The sequence below is a fragment of the Parendozoicomonas haliclonae genome (genome assembly GCF_900174585.1).
In the GTDB taxonomy this organism is placed as follows: domain Bacteria; phylum Pseudomonadota; class Gammaproteobacteria; order Pseudomonadales; family Endozoicomonadaceae; genus Sansalvadorimonas; species Sansalvadorimonas haliclonae.
Map to the genome: position 1 here is coordinate 67,536 of NZ_FWPT01000004.1, position 22,911 is coordinate 90,446.

General features: G+C 52.3%; 16 protein-coding genes. 8 read left to right on the forward strand and 8 right to left on the reverse strand.

Translation table 11 applies throughout. The features are described 5' to 3' along the window. Positions 1-44: 44 nt before the first annotated feature. Entirely contained in the window at positions 45-968 is a 924-nt protein-coding gene (locus tag EHSB41UT_RS09495; RefSeq protein ID WP_087109843.1) for a class I SAM-dependent methyltransferase, read from the reverse strand. Between the two features lie 315 nt (positions 969-1,283). Here EHSB41UT_RS09495 and EHSB41UT_RS09500 point away from each other — a divergent pair, with 315 nt between their 5' ends. The 3 genes from EHSB41UT_RS09500 to EHSB41UT_RS09510 all read left to right on the forward strand — a co-directional run bounded on the left by EHSB41UT_RS09500 (position 1,284) and on the right by EHSB41UT_RS09510 (position 7,346). After that, positions 1,284-3,674 carry a response regulator gene (locus tag EHSB41UT_RS09500; RefSeq protein ID WP_087109151.1) on the forward strand — a complete coding sequence of 797 codons (2,391 nt, stop codon included), beginning with the start codon at positions 1,284-1,286 and terminating at the stop codon, positions 3,672-3,674. Positions 3,675-3,782: 108 nt separating this feature from the next. After that, complete coding sequence (locus EHSB41UT_RS09505; RefSeq protein ID WP_087109152.1) at positions 3,783-4,406, forward strand: endonuclease; 624 nt, start codon at positions 3,783-3,785, stop codon at positions 4,404-4,406. A gap of 78 nt (positions 4,407-4,484) precedes the next feature. Further along, positions 4,485-7,346, forward strand: a complete 2,862-nt coding sequence (locus EHSB41UT_RS09510; protein WP_087109154.1) for an insulinase family protein — start codon at positions 4,485-4,487, stop codon at positions 7,344-7,346. 37 nt (positions 7,347-7,383) lie between these two features. Here the strand turns inward: EHSB41UT_RS09510 and EHSB41UT_RS09515 are convergent, their stop codons facing one another. Next, complete coding sequence (locus EHSB41UT_RS09515; RefSeq protein ID WP_087109156.1) at positions 7,384-9,165, reverse strand: acyl-CoA dehydrogenase C-terminal domain-containing protein; 1,782 nt, start codon at positions 9,163-9,165, stop codon at positions 7,384-7,386. Between the two features lie 230 nt (positions 9,166-9,395). Here EHSB41UT_RS09515 and EHSB41UT_RS09520 point away from each other — a divergent pair, with 230 nt between their 5' ends. Further along, positions 9,396-9,995 carry an acyloxyacyl hydrolase gene (locus tag EHSB41UT_RS09520; RefSeq protein ID WP_087109158.1) on the forward strand — a complete coding sequence of 200 codons (600 nt, stop codon included), beginning with the start codon at positions 9,396-9,398 and terminating at the stop codon, positions 9,993-9,995. Here EHSB41UT_RS09520 and EHSB41UT_RS09525 read toward each other — a convergent pair whose 3' ends face one another. After that, positions 9,996-10,313: a DUF2288 family protein gene (locus EHSB41UT_RS09525; RefSeq protein ID WP_087109160.1), complete on the reverse strand. Its 318-nt coding sequence runs from the start codon at positions 10,311-10,313 to the stop codon at positions 9,996-9,998. It lies immediately after the preceding gene. A 133-nt stretch (positions 10,314-10,446) separates the two neighbouring features. Between EHSB41UT_RS09525 and EHSB41UT_RS09530 the strand changes: the two genes are divergently transcribed. Next, positions 10,447-11,100: a chorismate mutase gene (locus EHSB41UT_RS09530; RefSeq protein ID WP_087109161.1), complete on the forward strand. Its 654-nt coding sequence runs from the start codon at positions 10,447-10,449 to the stop codon at positions 11,098-11,100. An 80-nt stretch (positions 11,101-11,180) separates the two neighbouring features. Here the strand turns inward: EHSB41UT_RS09530 and EHSB41UT_RS09535 are convergent, their stop codons facing one another. Continuing rightward, complete coding sequence (locus tag EHSB41UT_RS09535; protein WP_087109162.1) at positions 11,181-12,974, reverse strand: acyl-CoA dehydrogenase C-terminal domain-containing protein; 1,794 nt, start codon at positions 12,972-12,974, stop codon at positions 11,181-11,183. 388 nt (positions 12,975-13,362) lie between these two features. Here EHSB41UT_RS09535 and EHSB41UT_RS09540 point away from each other — a divergent pair, with 388 nt between their 5' ends. After that, positions 13,363-15,102 (forward strand): phosphatidylinositol-specific phospholipase C domain-containing protein, encoded by a 1,740-nt coding sequence (locus EHSB41UT_RS09540; RefSeq protein WP_087109164.1) that lies wholly within the window; start codon positions 13,363-13,365, stop codon positions 15,100-15,102. A 94-nt stretch (positions 15,103-15,196) separates the two neighbouring features. Beyond that, positions 15,197-17,416 (forward strand): molybdopterin-dependent oxidoreductase, encoded by a 2,220-nt coding sequence (locus EHSB41UT_RS09545; RefSeq protein ID WP_087109166.1) that lies wholly within the window; start codon positions 15,197-15,199, stop codon positions 17,414-17,416. A 16-nt stretch (positions 17,417-17,432) separates the two neighbouring features. Here the strand turns inward: EHSB41UT_RS09545 and EHSB41UT_RS09550 are convergent, their stop codons facing one another. From EHSB41UT_RS09550 to EHSB41UT_RS09560, 3 genes are read right to left on the reverse strand one after another with little or no spacing between them, the layout of a single operon-like run. Then, on the reverse strand, positions 17,433-17,834 hold the full coding sequence (locus tag EHSB41UT_RS09550) for a hypothetical protein (protein WP_087109168.1): 402 nt from the start codon (positions 17,832-17,834) through the stop codon (positions 17,433-17,435). A gap of 17 nt (positions 17,835-17,851) precedes the next feature. Further along, entirely contained in the window at positions 17,852-18,529 is a 678-nt protein-coding gene (gene bioD / locus EHSB41UT_RS09555) for a dethiobiotin synthase (RefSeq protein WP_087109169.1), read from the reverse strand. 47 nt (positions 18,530-18,576) lie between these two features. Further along, a complete protein-coding gene (locus EHSB41UT_RS09560) occupies positions 18,577-19,845 on the reverse strand; it encodes a protein kinase domain-containing protein (protein ID WP_087109171.1) in 1,269 nt (422 codons plus the stop codon). A gap of 155 nt (positions 19,846-20,000) precedes the next feature. On the opposite strand from EHSB41UT_RS09560, the gene EHSB41UT_RS09565 reads away from it, so the two are divergent. Next, entirely contained in the window at positions 20,001-21,473 is a 1,473-nt protein-coding gene (locus EHSB41UT_RS09565) for a DUF4013 domain-containing protein (protein ID WP_133060457.1), read from the forward strand. Here EHSB41UT_RS09565 and EHSB41UT_RS09570 read toward each other — a convergent pair. Next, positions 21,470-22,906 (reverse strand): rhomboid family intramembrane serine protease, encoded by a 1,437-nt coding sequence (locus EHSB41UT_RS09570; protein ID WP_087109175.1) that lies wholly within the window; start codon positions 22,904-22,906, stop codon positions 21,470-21,472. The genes EHSB41UT_RS09565 and EHSB41UT_RS09570 overlap by 4 nt on opposite strands. Between the last annotated feature and the right edge of the window lie 5 nt (positions 22,907-22,911).

Sequence of the window (22,911 nt, forward strand, 5' to 3'; positions counted from 1 at the left end):
TGTGAACTCCTACAGCAAAATACGATCAGACTTTTTGTATGGCTTTAAAAAGGCTTCCGATAAAGGAATACCTTGAGAGCACGATCCGGGTCAACATCCATAAACACTGCAGGGTTTTCAATCTGTCTGACAAATAACAGTTCCGGGCACTCTTCACGTACCTGCTCTTTCAGAAAATCACCCGGCAGCTCCGGGGCATTCAGGCACAGCAGAACTTCACCATTGGTGTTTAACAGCTCAGGCAGTTTTCTCAGCAGGCGAGGATAGTCCTTGGTGGCAACAAAGCTGCCTTTCTGGTTGCTTGGCGGATCAGCAATGATCAGATCGTAAGGCCCAAGTTTGCGCAGCTTGCCCCAGGACTTGAAGATATCGTGGCCCAGCAGACGATACTTGTCGTTCAGCCCATTGATCTTATGGTTATCCCGTCCAATCGCCAGAGCACCTTTGCTCATATCGATATTGATAACCTGCTCTGCACCGCCCTCTAAGGCCGCGACAGAAAAGGCACAGGTGTAGGAGAACAGGTTCAGTACATTCTTTCCGGAGGCATTTTCCTGCACCCAGTCCCGACCATTGCGCATATCCAGAAACAGACCATGGTTCTGACCACGCATCAAATGCACGAGGGACTTCCGGCCATTCTCTTCAACAATATGGTGTTCAGGAACACTGCCGGACAGCACATCCACACTGGCAATACCGGCGCCACGCTGCTGGAACACCAGGTTCATCTCATCCTGTCGCTGCCAGTGCCCGGTCCACAACATTTGCAGCATCTGTTCCAGTTCACCCTTGAGTTCCTGATCAACCGGTTTGAAAGCCGTCAACAACAGAACCGGTGGATACCAGTCTAGAGTAATCTGCTCAAAGCCTTCCAGCACGCGGCCCCGGCCATGAAACAACCGGCAAACTGCATCGCCCAGAGTGGTGGTGCGCAGACGTTCTGCCAGTAACTCAATTGCACTCATCGAAATATCTACTAACTTTTTAATAAGGAATAACAATAAAAAATGCTGAGCTGCTTCCCATCGACGCTCTTCCTCGATGCCCGCTCAGCCGCTACGAGAAGGGAATCTCTATGCGCCAGTCATCTCGCCAAGGGCTCACCGTCATACTTCTTACGGTCTGCATTCTAACGGCCAATCTGATTGTGACCAGAACTGAATCGTCATCCACAACAGCATCACAGCTTGCAGACCGAACCAGCAAGGTTCAGCCACTACTGCTCACACAACGGTGATCTAAGCTTTTTCTGATACCTCAACAACCGTCACAGGGATGTGATGTCTCGTTCATCCAAACTCTCAATCGAGCGCAAGCTGCGCTACGCCATGATGACCACGGCCGAAATCGGCCTGCTGGTCAGCCTGCTGGTATTTAGCGTCAGTGATTATATGAAGTCCCGGGATGCAATGCTTGAACGCATTCAGAATCTGGCTCAGGTGTTCTCCACCAACAGTCAGGCCTCGGTCTACTTTGAGGACAAGGCCGCCGCCACGGAGCTTCTGCAAGGGCTGAATGTTGTCTCCACTATTCAGGAAGCTCATCTGTTTCTGGCAAATGGCGAGAGACTGGCCAGTTACCCTAAGACCGATACATTTACTTTCAAAGCCCAGCCAACGCCCCCATCCGAACGAACCGCCCGGTTCAGCGATGATTATCTGGATGTCTCTCAGGCAGTCTATTTCGACGGCAAGCCGCTGGGCACCATCGTGATTCGTGCGAGTCTGGATTCACTCTATCAGCAGATCACCCTGAACGTACTTGCCGCTCTGATGATTACCATTCTGGCCATCATCATCACCTATATCTTTGCCTTCCGGATGCAGCGGCAGATCACCAAGCCCATTACCGAACTGGCACAGGCCATGAAGCAGGTTTCCATCTACCAGTTTTATGATCATGAGCTTGAGAAGAAGAGCAACGATGAGATTGGCCAGCTGTACGATAACTTCAATGAAATGATGAACCAGATCAGCAGCCGGGATAAGCAGCTGAATGAGCATAAAAAGGAACTGGAAAGCACGGTTGAGCTTCGTACTGAAGCCTTGAATCTGGCCAACACCAATCTCCAGACAGCCATTGAAGAAGCCAATCAGGCCAAGGAAACCGCACTGGAAGCGGCCCAGACCAAAAGCGCCTTCCTGGCCAATATGAGCCATGAGATCCGCACGCCTATGAATGGTGTGCTGGGTATGCTGGAGCTAATGAAGGATACCGAGCTGGATAAGGGGCAGAGGGATTATCTGAACACCGCTTACGGTTCAGCGGATGCACTGCTGCAGATCATCAATGACATTCTCGACTTCTCCAAGATTGAAGCCGGCAAGCTGGAACTGGAAACCATAGATATGAGCCCGTCGGCACTGACCGATGATGTCTGCGCTCTGCTGGCCGGCAAAGCCCGTGAGAAGACCATTGAGCTGGGCTGTTATACCGATGTGAATATGCCGGAATCGGTAAAAGGTGATCCTGTGCGGCTGCGTCAGGTGCTGACCAATCTCATAGGTAATGCCGTGAAGTTCACCACCGAGGGCGAGGTAATTGTTCGGGCTCTCTACAAAGGCAAGGATGGCTCCCGCCACAAGGTGCGTTTTGAGGTTGAGGATACCGGCATAGGCATCGCGGCAGATGTGATTCCCAAACTGTTTGAGCCGTTCTCCCAGGCCGACAACTCCACCACCCGCAAGTTTGGCGGCACCGGTCTTGGCCTTACCATTTCCCGCCAGCTGGTTGAATTGATGGACAGCCAGCTGCAGGTCACCAGTGAGCAGGGCAAGGGTTCCTGCTTTTTCTTTGAGGTGGACTTCGAGGAGAGCCATACCCTCCCGGTAAAAAGCCAGAAGCATATGGTGTTAAACGACATTTACGCTCTTGTGGTTGATGACAACCCGACCAATCGCGAGATCATGCACAAATATCTGGAAGCCTGGAATATCGACCACGCCTCTGCGGAAAATGGCATTCAGGCTCTGGAAAAGATGAAGGATGCGGTAACCGCCGGGCGACCTTTTGATCTGGTCTATCTGGATATGCAGATGCCGGATATGGATGGTCTGGAAGTTTCCAAAGCCATCGCTTCCGACAACAAACTGCACAGCGCCCGTCGTATTATGCTGACCAGTGCCGGACAACTTTCGATGCGCGAACAACGAGCCGCAGATCTGCATGGCTGTCTGGCCAAACCCTTCCGTCAGTCTCAGCTGCTTGATGCCACCATGGAAGTCATGAACAGGCACAGTGCCATTCCGGATGAAGTGCCCGAAGCACCTAAGAGTACAGAGAAGCAGTTTGGTGAGCAGATTCCGGTATTGCTGGTTGAAGATAATCCCGTGAATCAAAAAGTCGCCATCGCCATGCTGAAGAAGCTTGGCCTCAGCAATGTCGATATTGCCGCCAACGGTCAGGAAGCTGTCGATATGAGTGCCGGCAAGGGTTATACCTTTGCCCTGATGGATTGCCAGATGCCGGTTATGTCCGGTTACGAAGCCACCAATGTTATCCGCAAGCGGGAACAACAGCAGAAAGGTATTCACCTGCCGATTATCGCCATGACGGCTAATGCCATGGAAGGTGATCGGGAGAAATGTATTAAAGCCGGAATGGATGATTACATTTCCAAGCCCATCAAGGTCGACAGCCTCAAAAATATTATTTCTCCCTGGCTCTCCTGAGTCGTTTTATAACCCCGGTGACGCCTAACTAAACGTCACAGTTTTGCTTCCTGTCTCCTTCATCCTTTAAGATGAGGGCGCAAACACATTGCACAGACCGGAAAGACCATGAGAATAATAAAAAAATCCTGGCTTATGGCGGTGCCTCTATTGCTGACTCTGTCTGCTTCACCGACATCAGCTAATGGTCAGGATGACCTGTTAATGACCCTTTACCCGCAAGGAGGCAAGTCCCTCTACTGCGGTTCCAAATTCACCAAACTTGGCGGACGAATACGCAGTGCGTTGATCTATCCACTCAGCAGCGTCAGACAGACACTCGGGTGTGATACTGACAACCAGTGCCAATCCAACAGCCGCTACCAACGGATTTCGCAAGATCTCCATAATATTTATCCCATGCAAAACCGTGTAGCTCTGAAGCTGCGCAACAACTATTACGACACCCTGAGTAAAAACGACTTCAGGGAGCCTGTTAAAAAAGGCTGTGCGTTGAATATCTCCTTCCAGATTCTGGAACCTGCTGAGCATTTGCGTGGAGATCTGGCACGGGTTCTTCTCTATGTGGAAGAGGCCTACCAGATGCCGCTGCAGAGCAACCGCCAGACACTACTGGACTGGCATCGTGCCGACCCACCGGATGAGCAGGAACGGCAGCGCAACGATCGGGTTGAACAACTGCAGGGAACCCGCAATCCCTTTATCGATAACCCTGAGCGTACAGGCTCTTGATACCTGTTGAGCCTTAACTTGCTTAACCCCGATTCTGGCCGATAGCTTAGTATTCAAAGCCATCGGCCAGAGTTCATCATGCATCGTCTTCCCTCTCTGCTTATCACGGTTATTCTCAGCCTGTTCCTGAGTTCCTGTCAGGCGTTGCCCACCATTCCAGCCCACGACTCTGTCAGCATTATTAAAAGCCCATCAGACCCCAGGGATTATCGTTACCTTGTGCTTGAAAATGGGGTCAGAGTCATTTTGACGCACAGCCCGGATTCAGAAACGGCTGCGGCCTCGGTAGGTGTCTATGCAGGGAGTGAGCAGAACCCAGACAACTTTCCCGGCCTGGCTCATCTGCTCGAACATATGCTGTTTCTGGGCAGCGAGAAGTACCCGGAACCTAACAGCTTTGATGAATTCCTCAGCCAGCATGGCGGTTTCAGCAATGCCTGGACTGCTGATACGGAGACGATCTACTTCTTTTCCATCCAGAAAGATGCCCTGTTCCCGGCACTGGATCGTCTCGCCCAGTTCTTTATTTCACCGCTGCTCGCTCCTGAGCTTATCGATCGTGAGCGTCATGCGGTTGATTCCGAGTTCCAGATTTATAAGCAGCAGGATGGCTGGCGACAGGCCATGGTGAAGCGAGCCACCTTTAACCCCGAGCACCCGGCCTCACGTTTTGCAGTCGGCAATCTGGATACCCTGCCAAACACGCCAGAACTGCAGCAGGCTTTGCGGCGTTTCCACAATACCTGGTATGTCAGCCAGAACATGGCGATCTCTCTGGTCAGCAACCATTCGCTGGATGAGATGGAAGAACAGGTGAAACTGATGCTCGGGGGCATACCAAAGCGCAAAGCACCGGACAAACCCAATAAAACCCGACACTACACCGCCAAAGAGACAGGCATTCGGATTGATGTGCAGACCCAGACCCAATCTGATGGACTGCATCTGACTTTCCCGCTGGAGAGTGATCCGAACCACCTTACGCAAAAATCCAGCCTGTATGTTTCCCACTTTCTCGGGCACGAAGGCAAAGGTTCACTCAACAGTTTGCTGCTTCAACAGGGTTGGATTCAGGGGCTATACAGCTATGCCGTCGATACCGGCAACGAGGCCAAGCTGGAAGTCTATTTCAATATGACCGACAAGGGTCAGCAGCATATTGATGAAATTATTCGCCTGACCTTTGATTACATTCATCTTGTACAACAGGAAGGTGTACAGGATTCGCTGTATCAGGAGATCAGACAGACACAGGAACTGGCCTTCCGGTTTATGGAGATTGATTCACCGGACAGTCTCGCGACCGATCTGGTCGAGCGTCTGGAGATTCTTCCACCCGAGCAACTGATCGCCGCTTCTTACACTTTCAAATCCTATAACCCGAAGCGTATTCAGCACATTCTTGCCCAGCTGACACCGGACAATATGCTGGTAAGGGTCAGCAGTGACCAGAAGCCACCTGTTGAGGAAGCAGAGCTGAAAACAGAACCCTGGATGGGCATGACCTACAGCACCCGCAAGCTCTCGGAAGATCAACAGGCGTTCTATCTGTCACCTTCACCGATGGCAGATCAACTGGCCATTCCTCCGACCAATACCTTTTTGCCGGAAGATCTGACTCTCAATGACGGTCAGGAGAGCAAGAAGCCGAAACTTATTGTTAATAAGCCCGGTATGAAGGTCTGGAACCATTTTGACCGCAGCTTCGCCACACCCAAGACCCATGCCATTATTCGCTTTCAAACCACCTACACCGATCCGGACGTAGATAACGTTATGCGCTTCCGGCTCTATTCCATACTGCTCAATGAGATCTATCTGGAACCGCTTTATATGGCAGGGATGGCTGATCTGAGTTACAGCCTCTGGCATGACGATGAAGGGTTTCTGGTGGAGTTCTCCGGCTTTAACGATAACCTGCCCGGATTTATGGAGACCGTGCTTGGCTGGATGCAAACGGTTGAGTTTGATGAAACCAGGCTGACCCAGAAAAAAGAGCTGATGCGCAAGCACATCCAGAATATCGATTATATGGATCCATCACCATTACTGCGTCAGGCTCTGAAAAGAATACTGGTCCGCAGCGAGCACTCTCCCGAAGCTCAGCTGCAGGCCATGGAGAATATAACCGCCAAAGACCTTCAAGCCTGGAGCCAGAAGCTGTTTGATCGGGCACAGATCAGAATGCTGATCAGCGGTAATGCCAGCAGCAAGCAACGGGATCGGATGATCGCAACAGTGGCTCCACTAGCTAGCAGCAACGCCCCGATTCCAAAACCCATTCTGCCGGGTTATGTGCCAGCACAGCCCGCAGAGAATATTTGTTCGGTCAGTTATATCAATGCGGATGCTGCCGTCCTGGTGACGAATACCGCCCTCGACAAAGACCTGAAAACCCGGGCGACTTACAGCCTTCTGGCCAGCGTGCTGGAATCACCGTTTTACGCGCAGCTTCGTACTCAGGAACAGTTGGGGTATCTGGTTGGAGCCTTCTCTTCAGAAACCCAGCATTACCCATCCATGAGTTTCATTATCCAGGCTCCAGACAATACACCGGAGTTTGTGGGTGAACGCATTCAAACGTTTCTCTCTGGCTTCAAAACCACACTGGCAGAGCTTCCGGATGAGCAGCTCAATACCCTGAAAGAAGCCACAACAGCAGAGATACTCAGCCCTGAAAAAACCATGAGCGGGCAGGCATTCAAATTCTGGAACGATCTGGACGGCGGTTTTATCGACTTTAACCAGACAGAACTGCTGGCCAAAGCCATTCAGAGTATTAACAAACAAGATCTGCAAAAGCTGTTTGAAACAATTGCTGACGGCCAGCACACCATAACCCTTTATGGTTACCACCAGAACAAGCTTCCGGAGCAACTCCCTCCCGCCTGTAATGACCCAGGCTTTACCGACCAGATAAAACACAGAAAGGGCGCATAAAGCGCCCTTTCGTTGCTAGCTTTTCTAACTTCTTCGCTTAGAACTGATCAGCAGTCAGCTCGAACAACGGATCAGCACCGGAGCGAACGGCCGCAGCCAGACTCTCGATACGTGGCAGCAGACGCTTGAAGTAGTAACGACCGGTGGACAGCTTGCCCTGGTAGAAATCTGCCTCGGAACCTTCAACACCAGCCTGAGCAACAGCGGCCATACGTGCCCACATGTAGGCGTAGGCTACGTAACCGAAAGCGTGCAGGTATTCGACAGAGGCCGCACCCACTTCATTCGGGTTGTTCTTGGAACCATCGATCACGAAGTGAGTCAGTTCTTCCAACTTGCTGACAGCATCAACCAGAGGCTTGCTGAACTCTTCCGGTGCAGCACCACTGTTCGCAAACTCACGGATCTCTTCAGCAAACAGACCAAACAGCTTGCCACCGTTGGCAACAGTCTTACGGCCCATCAGATCCAGCGCCTGGATGCCGTTGGTGCCTTCATAGATCTGAGCGATACGCACGTCACGTACCAGCTGCTCCTGACCCCACTCACGGATATAACCGTGGCCACCAAACACCTGCTGGCCCTGAACACAGTTTTCCAGACCAAGGTCAGTGAAGAAGGCTTTGGCGACAGGCGTCAGCAAAGCAACCAGACCTTCCGCCTTAGCCTTGGCAACATCATCTTCAGCGTGCTTGGCCAGGTCGAGCTGCATGCCCACATAGGTGGAGAAGGCACGGCCGGCTTCGGTAGTCGCTTTGATGTTCATCAGCATCCGACGCACGTCCGGATGAACAATGATCGGGTCAGCGGCCTTGTTTGGCTCAACCGGGCCGGTTGCGGCACGGCTCTGCAGACGATCCTTGGCGTATTCAACAGCGCTCTGGTAGCTCATCTCGGAGCAACCCAGCCCCTGGATACCAATGGACAGACGCTCGTAGTTCATCATAGTGAACATGGCCGCCAGACCTTTGTTCAGTTCACCAACGAGATAGCCTTTGGCACCATCGAAGTTCATGACGCAGGTCGCGGAAGCCTTGATACCCATCTTGTGCTCGATAGAGCCACAGGACACCGCATTCTTCTCACCCAATGAACCATCCTCGTTCACCATGATCTTTGGAACCAGGAACAGGGAGATACCGCGAGGGCCGGCCGGAGCATCCGGCAGCTTAGCGAGCACCAGGTGAATAATGTTTTCGTTCAGGTCATGCTCGCCGCCGGTGATAAAGATCTTGGTACCGGTCACTGCGTAGGAGCCATCAGCCTGTGGCTCGGCCTTGGTGCGGATGATGCCAAGGTCAGTACCGGAATGAGGCTCGGTCAGACACATGGAACCAGACCAGACACCGGCATACATGTTTGGCAGATATTGGGACTTCAGCTCTTCACTGGCGTGGGCATTGATGGCCAGACAGGCGCCAGCAGTCAGGGTTGGATACAGGGTGAAAGAGTTGTTGGCGCTGTACATCATCTCTTCAAACTGTACGCTCAGCATCTTCGGCATGCCCATGCCGCCAAACTCAGGGTTGCCGCCAAGACCAACCCAACCGCCTTCGGCGTAGGTAGCAAAGGCTTCTTTAAAACCTGCTGGAGTGGTGACGACACCGTCTACCCACTTGGCACCTTCTTCATCGCCGGAGCGGTTCAGAGGAGCCAGCTCACGGCTGGTCAGCTTTGCACCTTCCTCAAGAATGGCTTCGGCAGTTTCAGAATCTACGACTTCAGCCAGACCCGGCAGGCCTGCCCACAGGTCACCAGCCTTGAAGACTTCGTTGAGTACAAACTGCATATCACGCAACGGGGCTTTATATTCGGCCATAGTCACCTCTGTACTTGTTATCTTGACGGCTATTTAAATCAATACCACTTCGGCAGATCAGGCGCACCGATCCACCGCCCTCTATTCGGCTGACACGTATAATACTCACAATTTGCCATAGTTCATACGCTCGTTTGAATTTTTCCCGAAGCGTGCAAAGCTTTCATCCTTATCCTGTTGTGCAGCTCGCCGATAGTCCTGAGTAATCCCGCACACAGGACGTCAAAACCATGGCTCAATGGATCAGAGCAGCAGTCATTACCCTTTCCGCCACTCTCTTTGCTTCCAGCAGTTACGGTGAATGGATTGATGGCATCATCATTTCCGGCGGGGAAGACTTCGCCAGTAAAGCCGAACTGCGCAGCTACCGGATTTCGGTATTCAAGGAGTGGGAGAGCAAGTGGTTTAACGATGGTGACTGGTATGTGGGCGGCTATTTTGATGCGTCGCTCAACCGCTGGAACAGCCGTCTTTCCAAACGCGCTCAAATCAGCAAGAAGGGTGAAGATCAAATCACTGCGGTCGCCTTCTCGCCGGTGTTCCGAATCACCCGCAAGTCACCCTGGTTCGGCAGCTGGACGCCCTTTGGCGAGGCAGGAATAGGCCTCGCTTACCAGTCCGGCAGCATGCTGAGAGCGAAAGACGAAGACCCCGTTGATATGGGGATGAAGTTACAGTTTGAAGATCGTATTGGCGTTGGCTTCACCTTTGGCAGCCGCCAGCAGTATCAGGTTATCCTGCGCGCCTTCCACTATTCCAATGCAGGTCTGCACAGCGAGAACGATGGCTTCAACCTGCATGAAATAGCGTTCGGCTACAGCTTCAAGTAATTACTGATCCGGCTGCACCAGCACCCAGGGTGCAGCCGCGACAGCCCACATCGAAGCATCCGCTTCAACCCAGGCTTTGGCATCGTCATCATCGGCTTTGCGAATCAGCTCTTTATCGAGCCAGCCCTTCACATCTTCAGCCTTATCATCAACAAAAGCGGCAGCAACTGTGACCAGGTCGAGGGGTTGAGACACGATCAGCACTACGCCCCGCGCATAAAGTCTTTGTAGCTCTGACCAGGGAATCCGGGCCGTTTCCATATTCAGCTTTTCTGCGGTGGTCAGCAGTTCGTCTTGAAGATCGTTTACATCTGTCATTTTTAATTATGCACCCAAGCCCTCTGGAACGGGCAGTCTGGCATATTTGCCCCACCAATAGAATACAACTCTGGCCTACAGAACTGTCCGGCAAAGCCGAAAGCCTCTGCAGTGAGTACCTGCAGGTGATGTTATGGACAGTCCTACGCTTCCTCATATTGATTCCGCCCGAGTTCAACTGGTTGCACAGTCAGACCGGAAGGCTCCCGCTGACCCCGATCTTTACCCCCAGACTGGCTCAGGCCCGGCGACGAACCACCAGAGAATCCAGCTCCGGGACGTAGAGGATATCTCTCTTTCTGATAATGCCAGAGAGAAGATTCAGACCTTATTCCGGATTTCCAACGAACGCCTCTCCCTGATGCCCCAGATGGCTGCCGCCAAGAAGGTTCTGGGTGACAAGGTTCATGATCCGGAACGGGAGAAGATGGTACTGGATGGTGCTGCGGCCAAAGCCAAAGCTCTGGGGCTGGACGAAGCGCTGGTTCGACGGTTTATTCAGGGCCAGATGGATGCTGCCAAGACCCTTCAGTCCATGACGCCAGACGATCCCAACGAGCAGATGAGCAAAGAGCAGGCACGAAGCCAAAAGGAAGAACTGCGCAAACGTATTACCGAGCTGACCGCAGAACTTCTGGATGCCCTGAAAGATATTGAAGAGAACCTCTACGCTCCGCCCTTCAAGGCCGCTGTAGCAACCCTGATTACCCAACAGGGCAGCAAAGACCCGCTGCATTATGGTCAGCTGCAAACCATCTTCCTGAACGCCCTCTACCCGCCGCAATAACATTCAGGCAGAAAACTTAGGCAAAAAGAAACGGGCTCATTCGAGCCCGTTTCGGTGTGTACAGAAGATTCGCGAACAACTTAGAAGTTGGCGGCATCCATAGCCATCAGGCTGTCTGCGCCCGCTTCAATGCAGGCCTTGTGCATCTGGGTACGTGGCAGAATCTTGCTGAAGTAGAAGTCGGCGGTCTGCACCTTGGAGGTGTAGAAGCCGTCTTCAGTGGTGCCTTCAGCCAGCTTGGTCTTGGCCAGACGAGCCATATCGGCCCACAGGTAAGCCAGGATCACGTAGCCGGAGTACATCAGGAAGTCGACAGACGCTGCACCAACCTCATCACGGTTCTGCATGGCCTTCATGCCAACTTTCATGGTGATCTCGCCCCACTCCTTGTTCAGAGCGGCCAGCTGAGGGATGTAATCCTTCAGGTCTTCGTTGTCAGCGTGTTCCTTACAGAACTTGTGAACAACCTTGGTGAAGGCCTTCAGAGATTCACCCTGGCTCATCAGGATCTTACGGCCCAGCAGGTCGAGAGCCTGGATACCGGTGGTGCCTTCATACAGCAGAGAGATACGGGCATCACGAACGTTCTGCTCCATGCCCCACTCGCTGATAAAGCCGTGGCCACCGTAGCACTGCACACCGTGGTTGGCGGCTTCAAAGCCGGTCTCGGTGATGAACGCCTTGATGATTGGAGTCAGGAAGCCGAGCATGCCGTCAGCGGCCTTGCGCTCTTCTTCGCTCTCGGAGTGCTGCATGATGTCAACGTACTTGGCCGCCAGGTAAGTCAGAGCCCGGTTACCTTCCGCGAAAGACTTGATGGTCAGCAGCATACGGCGAACATCAGGGTGTACGATGATTGGGTCAGCAGGACCTTCAGGGTTCTTGGGACCGCTCAGGGAACGCATCTGCAGACGCTCACGGGCATAAGTCAGCGCGCCCTGGTAAGCCACTTCTGCGTGAGCCAGACCCTGCAGACCAGTACCGATACGGGCCGTGTTCATAAAGGTGAACATGCAGTTCAGACCTTTGTTCGGTGGGCCGATCAGGAAGCCGGTTGCCGCATCAAAGTTCATCACACAGGTGGAGTTACCATGGATACCCATCTTGTGCTCGATGGAGCCACAGGAAACAGCGTTACGGTCACCGGCAGAGCCATCTTCGTTTGGCAGCTGCTTTGGAACGATGAACAGGGAGATACCCTTGGTGCCGGATGGAGCATCCGGGAGGCGGGCCAGTACGATGTGGACGATGTTCTCGGCCATATCGTGCTCACCAGCGGAGATAAAGATCTTGGTGCCGGAAATTTTGTAAGTGCCGTCAGCCTGAGGCTCGGCCTTGGTGCGTAGCATGCCAAGGTCAGTACCACAATGTGGCTCGGTCAGACACATGGTGCCGGTCCACTCACCGGAAACCAGCTTGGTCAAGTAAGTCTGCTGCTGCTCGGAAGTACCGTGGGCATGCAGGGTGTTCATGGCGCCGTGGCTCAGGCCAGGGTACATACCCCAGGACCAGTTGGCTTCACCGATCAGCTCGCTCATCACCAGATTCAGGGACTCAGGCAGACCCTGACCACCGAACTCAGGCTCGTGAGCCAGGGAAGGCCAGCCGCCTTCAACATACTGCTGGTAGGCTTCTTTAAAACCGGTTGGGGTCTTCACGCCATCTTCAGACCAGGTACAACCTTCCTGATCACCCACCTGATTCAGGGGAGCCAGTACCTGCTCACAGAACTTGGCACCTTCTTCCAGGATGGCATCAACCATGTCTGGAGAGGCTTCTTCCAGACCCGGCAGGGAAGCGTAGTGCTCTGGGAAATTCAACAGCTCGTCACGGACAAAGCGAATGTCACGAAGGGGGGCCTTATATTCTGGCATGATTTGTGACCTCAGTATTTATGATTCTGTTGGTCGGCAAAGCCGCTGATCCAGTCTGGGAAGGGCTCCCAGACAAATTAAAACAAGTGTTTGAAACTTACGTATGGATACGTAAAGTGTCAAGGGCTTTACCTATCAGATTTTTCACTTTTTCATGCCATAGATTGCGGCTAGATCGGCACTTTTCCCCTTAGACTCAGGGCGTTACGGAGCAAAAAAGCCTGATCGTTTACTGTCATTCAGGCCACTGACCCACTCGCCCACCGCCGTCTACTTTTTGACCATTCAATAACACTTCTATTCGCCCTAGAGTCACAATGTTGTAACTGCTGTGTCATTCACATACAGCAGGCTAACTCCCGCTCTAAAAATAAAAAAAGGGAAAACAATGAAATCGTTACGATACCTCTCGGCAGGTCTCGCCATCCTGGCGTCTGCCTCGTTTGCTGGTAGTGCCAGCGCAGAAGATAAAGTCTGTTTTTACGATCACCCCGAGTACGAAGGTGCTGAATGGTGTTACAGCACTGGCGATAACAGCTGGATTGGTTCTGAGCGCAATGACCGAATCTCTTCCATAAAGCTGTACGGCGACGCCTATGTCACCATCTATGAACACGGTAACTTTGGCGGTGCCAAAACCGTGGTGATGGGCAACACCTACCGTATGGATGATCTGGACGACGGAATCAGTTCGTTCAAGGTTGCCACCCGCAACTCCGGCAACTTTGCCTGCTTCTTTGAACACCCTGGCTTCCGGGGTACACCAATGTGTGCCGAAGCCGGTGGTTACTCTTCCGACCTCAATTACTACACACTGGGGCGCAATAAAGATTCATCACTGATGACTGTCGGTAAAGTTGATGTGTATGCCTATGAGTATCCAGGTTATCGCACTGACAAACGCTGGAGCATTCTGACCCGCAGTCATTCCAACCTTGATGGCTACAACGGCTGGATGGGTGACAACACCGACTCCTTCCGGGTTGAAGAGCGTGAGCCTTCCGCAGCCGAAATTGCTCTGGATGTTAACGAGGCCATTACTGCCAAGGCACCGCTGACCCAGTCCACAGTTATTGCCTCTCATAATGCCTTTAACAGCACCTCCTATTTTGGCGGGCAGCTCATCCCTGGCCCGAACCATCGTCGGTCAATGATTAAACAGCTGCAGCTGGGTGCCCGGTTCTTTGAACTTGATGTTCGCAAAGGCAATCGTCAAACCAAGGTTTGTCACTCCACAGACTGCGGCCGGAAAGACACAACCCTGCGTCGTATGCTGGGTGAAGTCGATTCCTGGCTGAAAGGTGCTGATGAAAACGATGTCGTGTTCTTCTTCCTGCAGGATGATATGGACGGCAACAGCGATGGCTACCGCCAGCTTAAAAACGATGTCGCCTGGATGGGTGATATGGTTTACACCGCTGAAGCATGTCAGAAAGTTCCTCTCGATCTGACGCTGGAGAAAGTGCGCAAGAGTGGCAAACGAGTGTTCTTCTATAAAAGTGGCGGCAGCACCGGCTGTGATATTGCCACCAACGTAATGGTTGGCAGTGGCTGGGAACGCAATATCGGTGTGGCCAGCATCAATGTAAACGACGACCATGTTGTATTGGATCGTTTCACCCGTTCTCAGGAGTGCGTCAATAACTTCTGTAAGGATGCTATCAGTGCCGATGATGCCCGCACCGGCATTGAGAACGGCGTAAATGCCTTTGGTCTGGATATGATTGAAGAGAGTGATCTCGACAGCACATCCGGCCGCATCAACAAGCAGCTGTGGGCTATTGGCCCCGAGAACACTTACAACGGCTATGCTCAGGGTCGTTCGCTGGAATTCTGGGAATATGGTGACCGGTTTATGCAGTTGTCCTACGGTGGTGAGACCCGCGCTTATGCCTGTCGTCTTGCCGATGGTAGCTGGGCTCGTACTGAGGCGAGTGGTGTTTCCTGGCAGGGGTCAGGAGCCTGTACTGCTGAGTTCCCAGGCTCAACCTTTGATGCGCCACTGAACGCAGCAGAAGCTAAGGCTCTTCGTAATGCGCTGGATTCCGGTGCCGTTGTTCACGTCAACTTCGGTGTAAAAGACGGTGAGTGGCAGGCAGGCCTCTGGGGGCAGCTCTCCGCCCGCTAACAAACTGTTGGTAGATCATCCCGGACAGGCCGTTCTGGCCTGTCCACCTAAAACCGGTTACGCTGCTAGTAAATAAAAAGAGCACGGTACAACCATGCCACACCTGACTCCTCATCTGTATTCACAGTCGAAGTCCGCCCAAAACAAGGAACAGGCTCACTTCCGCGCCTGTAATCTTTGCGAAGCCATGTGCGGCATTAAGATTACCCATAACGGCAGCCAGATTCTTTCTATTAAGGGTGATGCTGAAGATCCTTTCAGCCGCGGACATATCTGCCCGAAAGCTGTAGCCCTGCAGGATATTCACGAAGATCCAGATCGTATCCGACAACCTCTGTTAAAGACGGAGGATGGCTGGAAAGAGATTGGCTGGGAAGAAGCTCTGGACCGCGCGGCCGAAGGTATTCGCCGAACACAAAAGGCCCACGGCAAAGATGCTGTCGCCACTTATCTCGGCAACCCTAATGTTCACAATACCGGCAACCTGCTTATGGGGCGCCATTTCTTTAATGCCGTCCGCACCCGTAACCGTTTTTCAGCAACATCGGTCGATCAACTCCCCCACCATATTGTTGCCTGGAAGCTGTTTGGTCATCAGCTGAAAATCCCGGTTCCGGATATCGACCATACCACTCACATGGTAATTATTGGCGGTAATCCGCTGGCCTCGAACGGCAGCATTATGACCGTGCCGGATGTTCGTAATCGTTTGAAGGATATTCAAAAGCGCGGCGGCCAATTTATTGTTATAGACCCCCGTCGTACAGAAACAGCCGAGCTGGCTGATGAACATCATTTCATCAAACCCGGGACCGATGCCTTCCTGTTGATGGCGATACTGAACACGCTCTTTGAAAAACATTTGATTGATACCGGACGCTTAACCGCTTTTCTGGATGACTTTGATTCCATCAAGGATTACGTCAGTGGCTGGACACCGGAACGCGCCGCTGCAGTCACCGGTATATCAGCACAAACAATCCACCAGCTCGCTGTCGACTTTGGTAAAGCAGACCGCCCGGTGATGTATGGACGCATGGGCGTGTCGGTACAAGTCTTTGGGTTGCTGTGTCAGTTCTTGATCATGCTGATCAATATCGCGACCGGTCGGCTGGATGAACCCGGTGGTCTGATGTTTACCCGACCAGCGGCAGATATTTTAAAACAAACCGGTCGCGGTCACTTCGGCAAGGGGTTGTCCCGAGTGCGCAAGCTGCCGGAGTTTAATGGTGAGTTTCCTGTCGCGGCTATGGCAGAGGAGATGCTGGTTGAAGGCGATGGTCAGGTGCGAGGGCTGGTGACTGTTGCCGGTAACCCGGTTCTCAGCACGCCCAATGGCACACAGCTGGAGAAGGGGCTGGAAGGTCTCGACTTTATGGTTTCCATCGACTTCTATCTGAATGAAACCACTCGCCATGCTGATCTTATTCTTCCGCCTGTCAGCCCACTGGAACGGGATCACTACGATATTATTTTCCATCTGTTAGCCGTCCGGAACACAACCCGCTTTGCCGGACCACTCTTCCCGCCACCCGCAGGTGCAATGGAAGACTGGCAAATATTCAAGGCGCTGGAAGATCGTCTGCGTCCGGTCAAAGGCCTGACAGAAAAATTGGCACGCAAGTTCTCTACTCCAAGACGACTGCTGGATATTCTGCTGAGAAGCGGGCCACATGGTTGGTTCCGTAACCCACTCAAAGGCCTGAGCCTGAAGCGCCTTGCACGACACCCTCATGGTATTGATCTTGGCGAACTCAAACCTTCTTTGCCAAAAGCTTTGTACACCAAAGACAAACGTATCCACCTTCAGCCCGAGTTCTTTTTTAATGATCTGAAACGACTGGAACGCTTTGAGTCACAACTTAAGGAATCCGATACCCTCCTGCTCTTTGGGCGCCGCCATGTACGCAGTAATAACTCCTGGCTGCACAACAGCCATCGTCTGATCAAAAGCAAGAGTCGCTGTACGGTTATGATGCATCCAACCGATGCCAAGCAACGTGGCATCTCTGAAGTCGGCCAGGTTTCGGTTAGCTCACGGGTGGGCAATATTACTTTACCGGTAGAGATAACTGATGCTGTGATGAGTGGAACCATCAGCATCCCCCACGGCTGGGGACATAACCGTGAAGGTGTGCGCCTGCAAACTGCTGCGTCTGTGGCAGGCCAAAGCATTAACGATCTGACGGATGATCAGGATATTGATCTACTGTCTGGCAATGCGGTACTGAATGGCATTGCGGTGCGGGCTGTCGCGGTAGAGTCACAGGATGAAGCTGCACAAGAACAACCATCGGCTCAGGCTTTATCCTGAACCGATGATTTAAAGCTTAACGAAACTGACAAACCGGTACGCACATCTTGATGCAAATATTAGCTTCCGGTCTATGGCGGCAGGCGGACGCGCACGAATTCAGCACACCATCATGCTCCAGACACTGCTCAGCCGGCATAAATTCACACTCGTTATAGTCTTCCAGCCAGCGCCCTCCGGAGCTTAAACAAGCCAGCACATGGGCGGGCCCTGTGGCTGAAAACTGCTCAGGGGAGGATTCCATGATAGTCAGGTTACTGATCACACCCTGATCGGCCAGTTCACTCAAGCTCGCAGCATCCTGCGGGCTATGGGCAGTCCATTGTTCGGTGATCTCATCATTGGTATCCATGGAGACACAGCCGGCAGACACCAGAGTAAACAGTGCCAGACAGATAACCTGATAGAACTTACGCATGCATTCCCCCTCGCTTTTTAGAATTTAGGTAGTGTCAGATAGCTGGCCACGTTTTCCGGGGTTGGCTCATCCAGATGCGGTACAACACCCAGGCATGGTGCAGGCATCAATCCTTTTAAAGCGGTCAGATTCTCTTCAAACCGACTCATATCCGCCTCTGCACGGTTAGCGACCCAACCTGCCAGCTTCAGACCGTCCTTGAAAATAGCTTCTGCGGTCAGCACTGCATGGTTAATGCAGCCAAGCTTCATGCCCACCACCAGAATCACCGGAACCTCCAGCTTTTTAGGTACACTGGAATACATCTCCCGGGGGGAAAGCGGTACGCGCCAGCCACCGGCCCCTTCAATCAGGGTGAAATCTGCACCCTTCATCATTACCCCCCGGCAATAACCCGCCAGCTGTTCCGCAGAAACACGGCGCTGACTTTCCTGCAGGGCAATATGCGGGGCAATGGCCGGTTCCAGCGCCACCGGGTTGATCTGTTCATAGGGGAGAGTCATGGTCACTGCCGCCTGCAGAGCCAATGCATCACTGTTACGCAGACCTTCATCGGTCTGCTCGCAGCCTGACGCAATGGGCTTAATCGCTGCCGTCGTCAAGCCATCGAGCTTTGCCCGGGCCAGCAATCCGCAGGAGACAATGGTCTTGCCGGCATCGGTATCCGTTCCGGTCACAAACAGCGTCTGTTTCATAACACCCCACAGCAGAAAATTTCTGCCGCTAGGTTACCGCAGCAGCATTATTTTGCCAGAGCAGTATCTCTCCAGGCCTGAAGCTCTTTGGCTGTTGGCCTGTCTTCCGGCTTTTCCCGAACACAGGCCAGTGCCACCAGAAGAAGCTGCATCTGCCAGGGTTGATCCGCCCTGTAGTCTGTTAAAGGCACTTTGGCAGAGACATACCTATCAAAACTTTTCCCGGTAATACTGAGGCAATACTCTTCCAGAGGTTTACCATCGCCAGTGATCTTACGCCAGATGCCATGCAACTCGGGTACCGTGTAGCCTCTGCGCTGATGCTTCTCATCATCAGCGAAAAGATCACGAGGTGTCACCTGACCGGTCAAGGCCGCCAGAATAAATCCAAGCGACCAGATATCAGAGGCATAACTTAACTTCTGGCCAACCTCAGGCAATGCCTCTGGGGCAAGATAGGCATAGGTTCCCCGAGGTCCCTGATCGGTCTGAGCATCATCAACGGTTAAAGCCGCTCCCAGATCAGCGATTACCCAACGGACATATCCTGCCCGCTTACACCAAACAATGTTGTCGGGCTTGAGATCATTATGCAGAATCCTGTTCTTGTGCAGATAAGCGATCCCATCAACACAGTCGCTGACGCACTCAAATGCACTCTGAAGATTCGACAGATCATAGTTTTCAAGTGTCTGGTACAAATCCTTTTCACCACTCTCTTCTATCATCCAGCTGCGGCTTTCCTTTCGTCCCTCTACTAAACCCTCACAGGTTCCCGAGGCGATCAAACTGACAATATTCGGATGCTGCAACTTCTGCAGTAGTAGACTTTCCGCTGTTACCTGTTCAGCAGACACTTCCTTATCATTCTGCAATTTAAGAAACACTTTTCCCGGTTCACCTTTCCATCTGCCAAGACAAGTATGGGAAAAGGCACCCTGATGCCCGGTACTTTTGAGCATGAGCTGTCTACTGAGCTTGTAAAAGGGTCTATTGGAAGTAGATAGTATGCGCGGTGGATTCCATCCGCCGTTCAACGCTTCCTGTACTCCACGAAAAAGAAGTGGCACATCCTGCTTCAGCCGCCGCTCGAGCTTCTCTGAAGCATGAGCCTTTCCCATGTAAAGAATGGAAACCGAAGCATCCTCCTCGACTTTGAAATTAAATGTTGTCTGTTTTTTTCCCTGAGCCGTTGAGGGTTTGATATCCTTCTGCACTGTTACAGTGCTGCCCGGAACAGTTTTTTGTGATCCTGAACTGGTTACCACTGGGGGAGTGACACCCGTTCCCACTGCATAATCCTTACTACACGCCATGTTCTGCCCATCGAGTTACGTTTTAATTGGTCTTTGAGCACCGCCACGTTAGGAAGGTTTATCCTTTGTTAGCTATACGGAGCAGACTGTTACCCTTACAATCATTTGAATTTTCATCCTCACAACAAAGCCTAAAAACGTCAGGGGACATCTCCATGCCGCAAGGACGGGCAGCCGCTCAGCCGTTTAGCAATCATTGCAGCTGGCATTCAACATCACCGGCAAAATGGAACTGTGCCCACTGCCACAAACTGTTTGGTTCGTGTTGTTCACCAACGCCACCCGCTGCGATGGGTAAACGACAATGCCCTTTATGCCATAGAGAGCTGAAGTCTCTGGGCTCAGGCCATGCGGCACCGCCGTTCTGGCGACGACTAAACGACTTCTTCCTTTACCCGTTTAAAGTCCAGACCATGGCCTTCTTGCTGATTACTTCGCTGTTAGGGGTAACGCTCTCGGGGGGAAATATCTTTTCCGGGTTGATGAGCCTGGTGCTGACCGCCTGTATCACCAAGTACACCTATAAAATTATTGAAGTGATGAGCAACGGCCATTGGGAGCCACCTAGCGTTGCCGAAGCATTTACTGGTGATGGCTTTCATCTGTTCTTCAAACAGCTAGCCATATTTATTGTGATGGGTGCCGTTATCGGTGCGGCCGGCTTCCTCGGCGGCTGGGTCTTCCTGATTCCGACTGTGCTGTTTGTGGTTCTGGCACTGCCCGCCTCGGTAATGGTGCTGGCACGGGAAGACTCTCTGGTTGATGCTGTGCATCCGGGCAAACTGTTTGGCGTGATGACCGCTATCGGCTGGCCTTATCTGCTGTTGTTCTTCTTTATTCTTCTACTTTACGGGGGTTCCGGTGCTCTGCTGGCCATTCTTGGAACCAAGATCAGCGACAGTGTTCTCTTCCCACTTTCCCTGTTTTCGGGCAGTTACTTCACCTGTGTGATGTGCGCCCTCATGGGCTACTGCCTCTACCAATATCAGGAAGTGTTGGGCTACACCACAGAGGAAGCAATTGAAGAGAACCATCTGGACGAAACCAGCTGGTACTACCAGAAAGCTCTGGCAGACAGCTCAATCTTCTTTCAGGAAGGACGGATGATTGATTGCCGTGATGCCCTGAAAACCGGCCTGAAGCACAGAAAGAATGATCTCGAACTCACCAGACGACAGTTTGAGATCAATGCTATCGGTGCCGATGTAGAGCGCATGACCAAAACGGCAGAACACTATCTGCAACTCTTGTCCGAGAAAGGGCAGCTTTCTGCCGCAGCCAATGCTTACGGTTCTGTCTGCCTGCGTATTCCAAACTGGCAGCCCGAGAACCCGGAAGCCTGTTATGTGGCCGCCCGAGGTTTACTGTCACGTCGTCGCTTTAAGGAAGTGGTGGTACTGCTGAAAGGTTTGCATAACCGTTCTCCCGAATACCGAAAGCTTCCCGAAGCCTATCTGATGATGGCTCAGGCTATTTGCGATGGCCTGCGCCGTGAAGACCAGGCTTTGAAGGTGCTGGAATTCACCAAGAAGCACTTTGCCGAAATGACCAGCCCACAGACGGCTAAAGAGATCGATGAGCTGATGGCGATTCTGGAAAAATCTGCGCCGAAAACTGTCCCCGCTTAAGCGGGGACAGTTTCCTTGCCCGCCTGCTCCGGAATAAATTTATCCGCGTAGGCTTTGAAGTACTGACTCTTTTCTTTATCGATATTGCGCATCTGGCGACTTAGCGTTCTCAGTACCGGTCCAAACTGTTCCGCTTTATAACGCTTACGAGTCAGGTGTATGACCAGCTCCGTACATTCCTTCTGCCATTGCGGCTGCAGGAAACGCTCAGCTAGAGTGCAGCAGGTCTCATCACACTCAGGGAGAACATTCTTGGCCGCCCGATAATTGCGATACACCCGGGCAACAAACTCGGAATCACCTTCGGTAACTGGCAGACTCAGTATGCTGTCGACAACTGGCGAATAAAGCGCATGATCAGGCAGCTCTTCAAACAGGTTCCAGGCTGTCTGCAGGAAGTAACGATCCCCAGGGTATTTCTCAATCAGCTGTTGGCACAGTGACATGGCTTTGAACAGCTGAAGGTCCGTCATATACGACTCCAGCTGTCTGCGGTCTTTCTGGTAAGGGGTTTCCAGGTTTTCCGGCTCTTCTTCCGTGAGTGCAGTTTCCTGAATCACAAAGCCTTTCATCTTCATCAGATAAACCAGACCAAAGCCGCTTATCAGACCGCCGGCATGGGCCCACTGGTTGACGCTGTCGCCGCCAAACAGTCCGTACAACAACTCCTTACCAAGCCAGAACGGGAAAACGACAGCCGCGGGAGCCGAGAAATTATTGAAGTAGAAGCCTACGGTCATAAAAAAGCGGATTCGCTTTAACCCGTACACCGCCAGATAGCTGCCCATTAGTCCGGAGATTGCCCCGGAAGCCCCAACACCATAGGAGAAGCTATTCCATTCAACCAGCTGGTAAAGAATCGTGGCACCAAACCCGGTCAGCAGATAGATCCCGAGATAAGCTTTTCGCCCCAGCGTGGCTTCCAGACCGAAACCAAAGATAAACAGAAACAACATATTGCCGAACAGATGGCCAAAGTCCCCATGAAGAAACATGGACGTGATGGCATCAATAATCGAAGGATCGCTGGGTTTATAGCCAAAGCCGATATAGCTGATGGCGTTACGTTGCTCTTCTATCGTTTCACGCTGGGCCTGCCATTCGCTCCCTTCAAACCCGGGCTGCTCACGAACGGCTTCATCAAACGACAGATCATGCAGAAGGGAGACAACAATGGTTTCCGTATCGCCAGCATCCCTGCTCTCAAGCAGGGCAGCCCTCAGCCATGGCTCATAGCGTATATGCCTTAAATAAAGCTCTTCCTCATGTTCCAGCAAACCACTCTCTTGATAACTGCTCAGAGCCTTCTCGATGCGCTCATCATCGGGCAGCTGATAAAAGATGAATATCAAACAGTTGATCAATATAAGAAAAAGCGTCACCAACGGCGGGCGCCGCCAGTCTGGCTTTTGTTCTACCGGGATGATCAGCATGGGGC

Coding starts and splice junctions, on each gene's coding strand:
- EHSB41UT_RS09495 (WP_087109843.1), bottom strand. CDS start 968: ATGAGTGCAATTGAGTTACTGGCAGAACGTCTGCGCACCACCACTCTG.
- EHSB41UT_RS09500 (WP_087109151.1), top strand. CDS start 1,284: ATGTCTCGTTCATCCAAACTCTCAATCGAGCGCAAGCTGCGCTACGCC.
- EHSB41UT_RS09505 (WP_087109152.1), top strand. CDS start 3,783: ATGAGAATAATAAAAAAATCCTGGCTTATGGCGGTGCCTCTATTGCTG.
- EHSB41UT_RS09510 (WP_087109154.1), top strand. CDS start 4,485: ATGCATCGTCTTCCCTCTCTGCTTATCACGGTTATTCTCAGCCTGTTC.
- EHSB41UT_RS09515 (WP_087109156.1), bottom strand. CDS start 9,165: ATGGCCGAATATAAAGCCCCGTTGCGTGATATGCAGTTTGTACTCAAC.
- EHSB41UT_RS09520 (WP_087109158.1), top strand. CDS start 9,396: ATGGCTCAATGGATCAGAGCAGCAGTCATTACCCTTTCCGCCACTCTC.
- EHSB41UT_RS09525 (WP_087109160.1), bottom strand. CDS start 10,313: ATGACAGATGTAAACGATCTTCAAGACGAACTGCTGACCACCGCAGAA.
- EHSB41UT_RS09530 (WP_087109161.1), top strand. CDS start 10,447: ATGGACAGTCCTACGCTTCCTCATATTGATTCCGCCCGAGTTCAACTG.
- EHSB41UT_RS09535 (WP_087109162.1), bottom strand. CDS start 12,974: ATGCCAGAATATAAGGCCCCCCTTCGTGACATTCGCTTTGTCCGTGAC.
- EHSB41UT_RS09540 (WP_087109164.1), top strand. CDS start 13,363: ATGAAATCGTTACGATACCTCTCGGCAGGTCTCGCCATCCTGGCGTCT.
- EHSB41UT_RS09545 (WP_087109166.1), top strand. CDS start 15,197: ATGCCACACCTGACTCCTCATCTGTATTCACAGTCGAAGTCCGCCCAA.
- EHSB41UT_RS09550 (WP_087109168.1), bottom strand. CDS start 17,834: ATGCGTAAGTTCTATCAGGTTATCTGTCTGGCACTGTTTACTCTGGTG.
- bioD (WP_087109169.1), bottom strand. CDS start 18,529: ATGAAACAGACGCTGTTTGTGACCGGAACGGATACCGATGCCGGCAAG.
- EHSB41UT_RS09560 (WP_087109171.1), bottom strand. CDS start 19,845: ATGGCGTGTAGTAAGGATTATGCAGTGGGAACGGGTGTCACTCCCCCA.
- EHSB41UT_RS09565 (WP_133060457.1), top strand. CDS start 20,001: ATGCCGCAAGGACGGGCAGCCGCTCAGCCGTTTAGCAATCATTGCAGC.
- EHSB41UT_RS09570 (WP_087109175.1), bottom strand. CDS start 22,906: ATGCTGATCATCCCGGTAGAACAAAAGCCAGACTGGCGGCGCCCGCCG.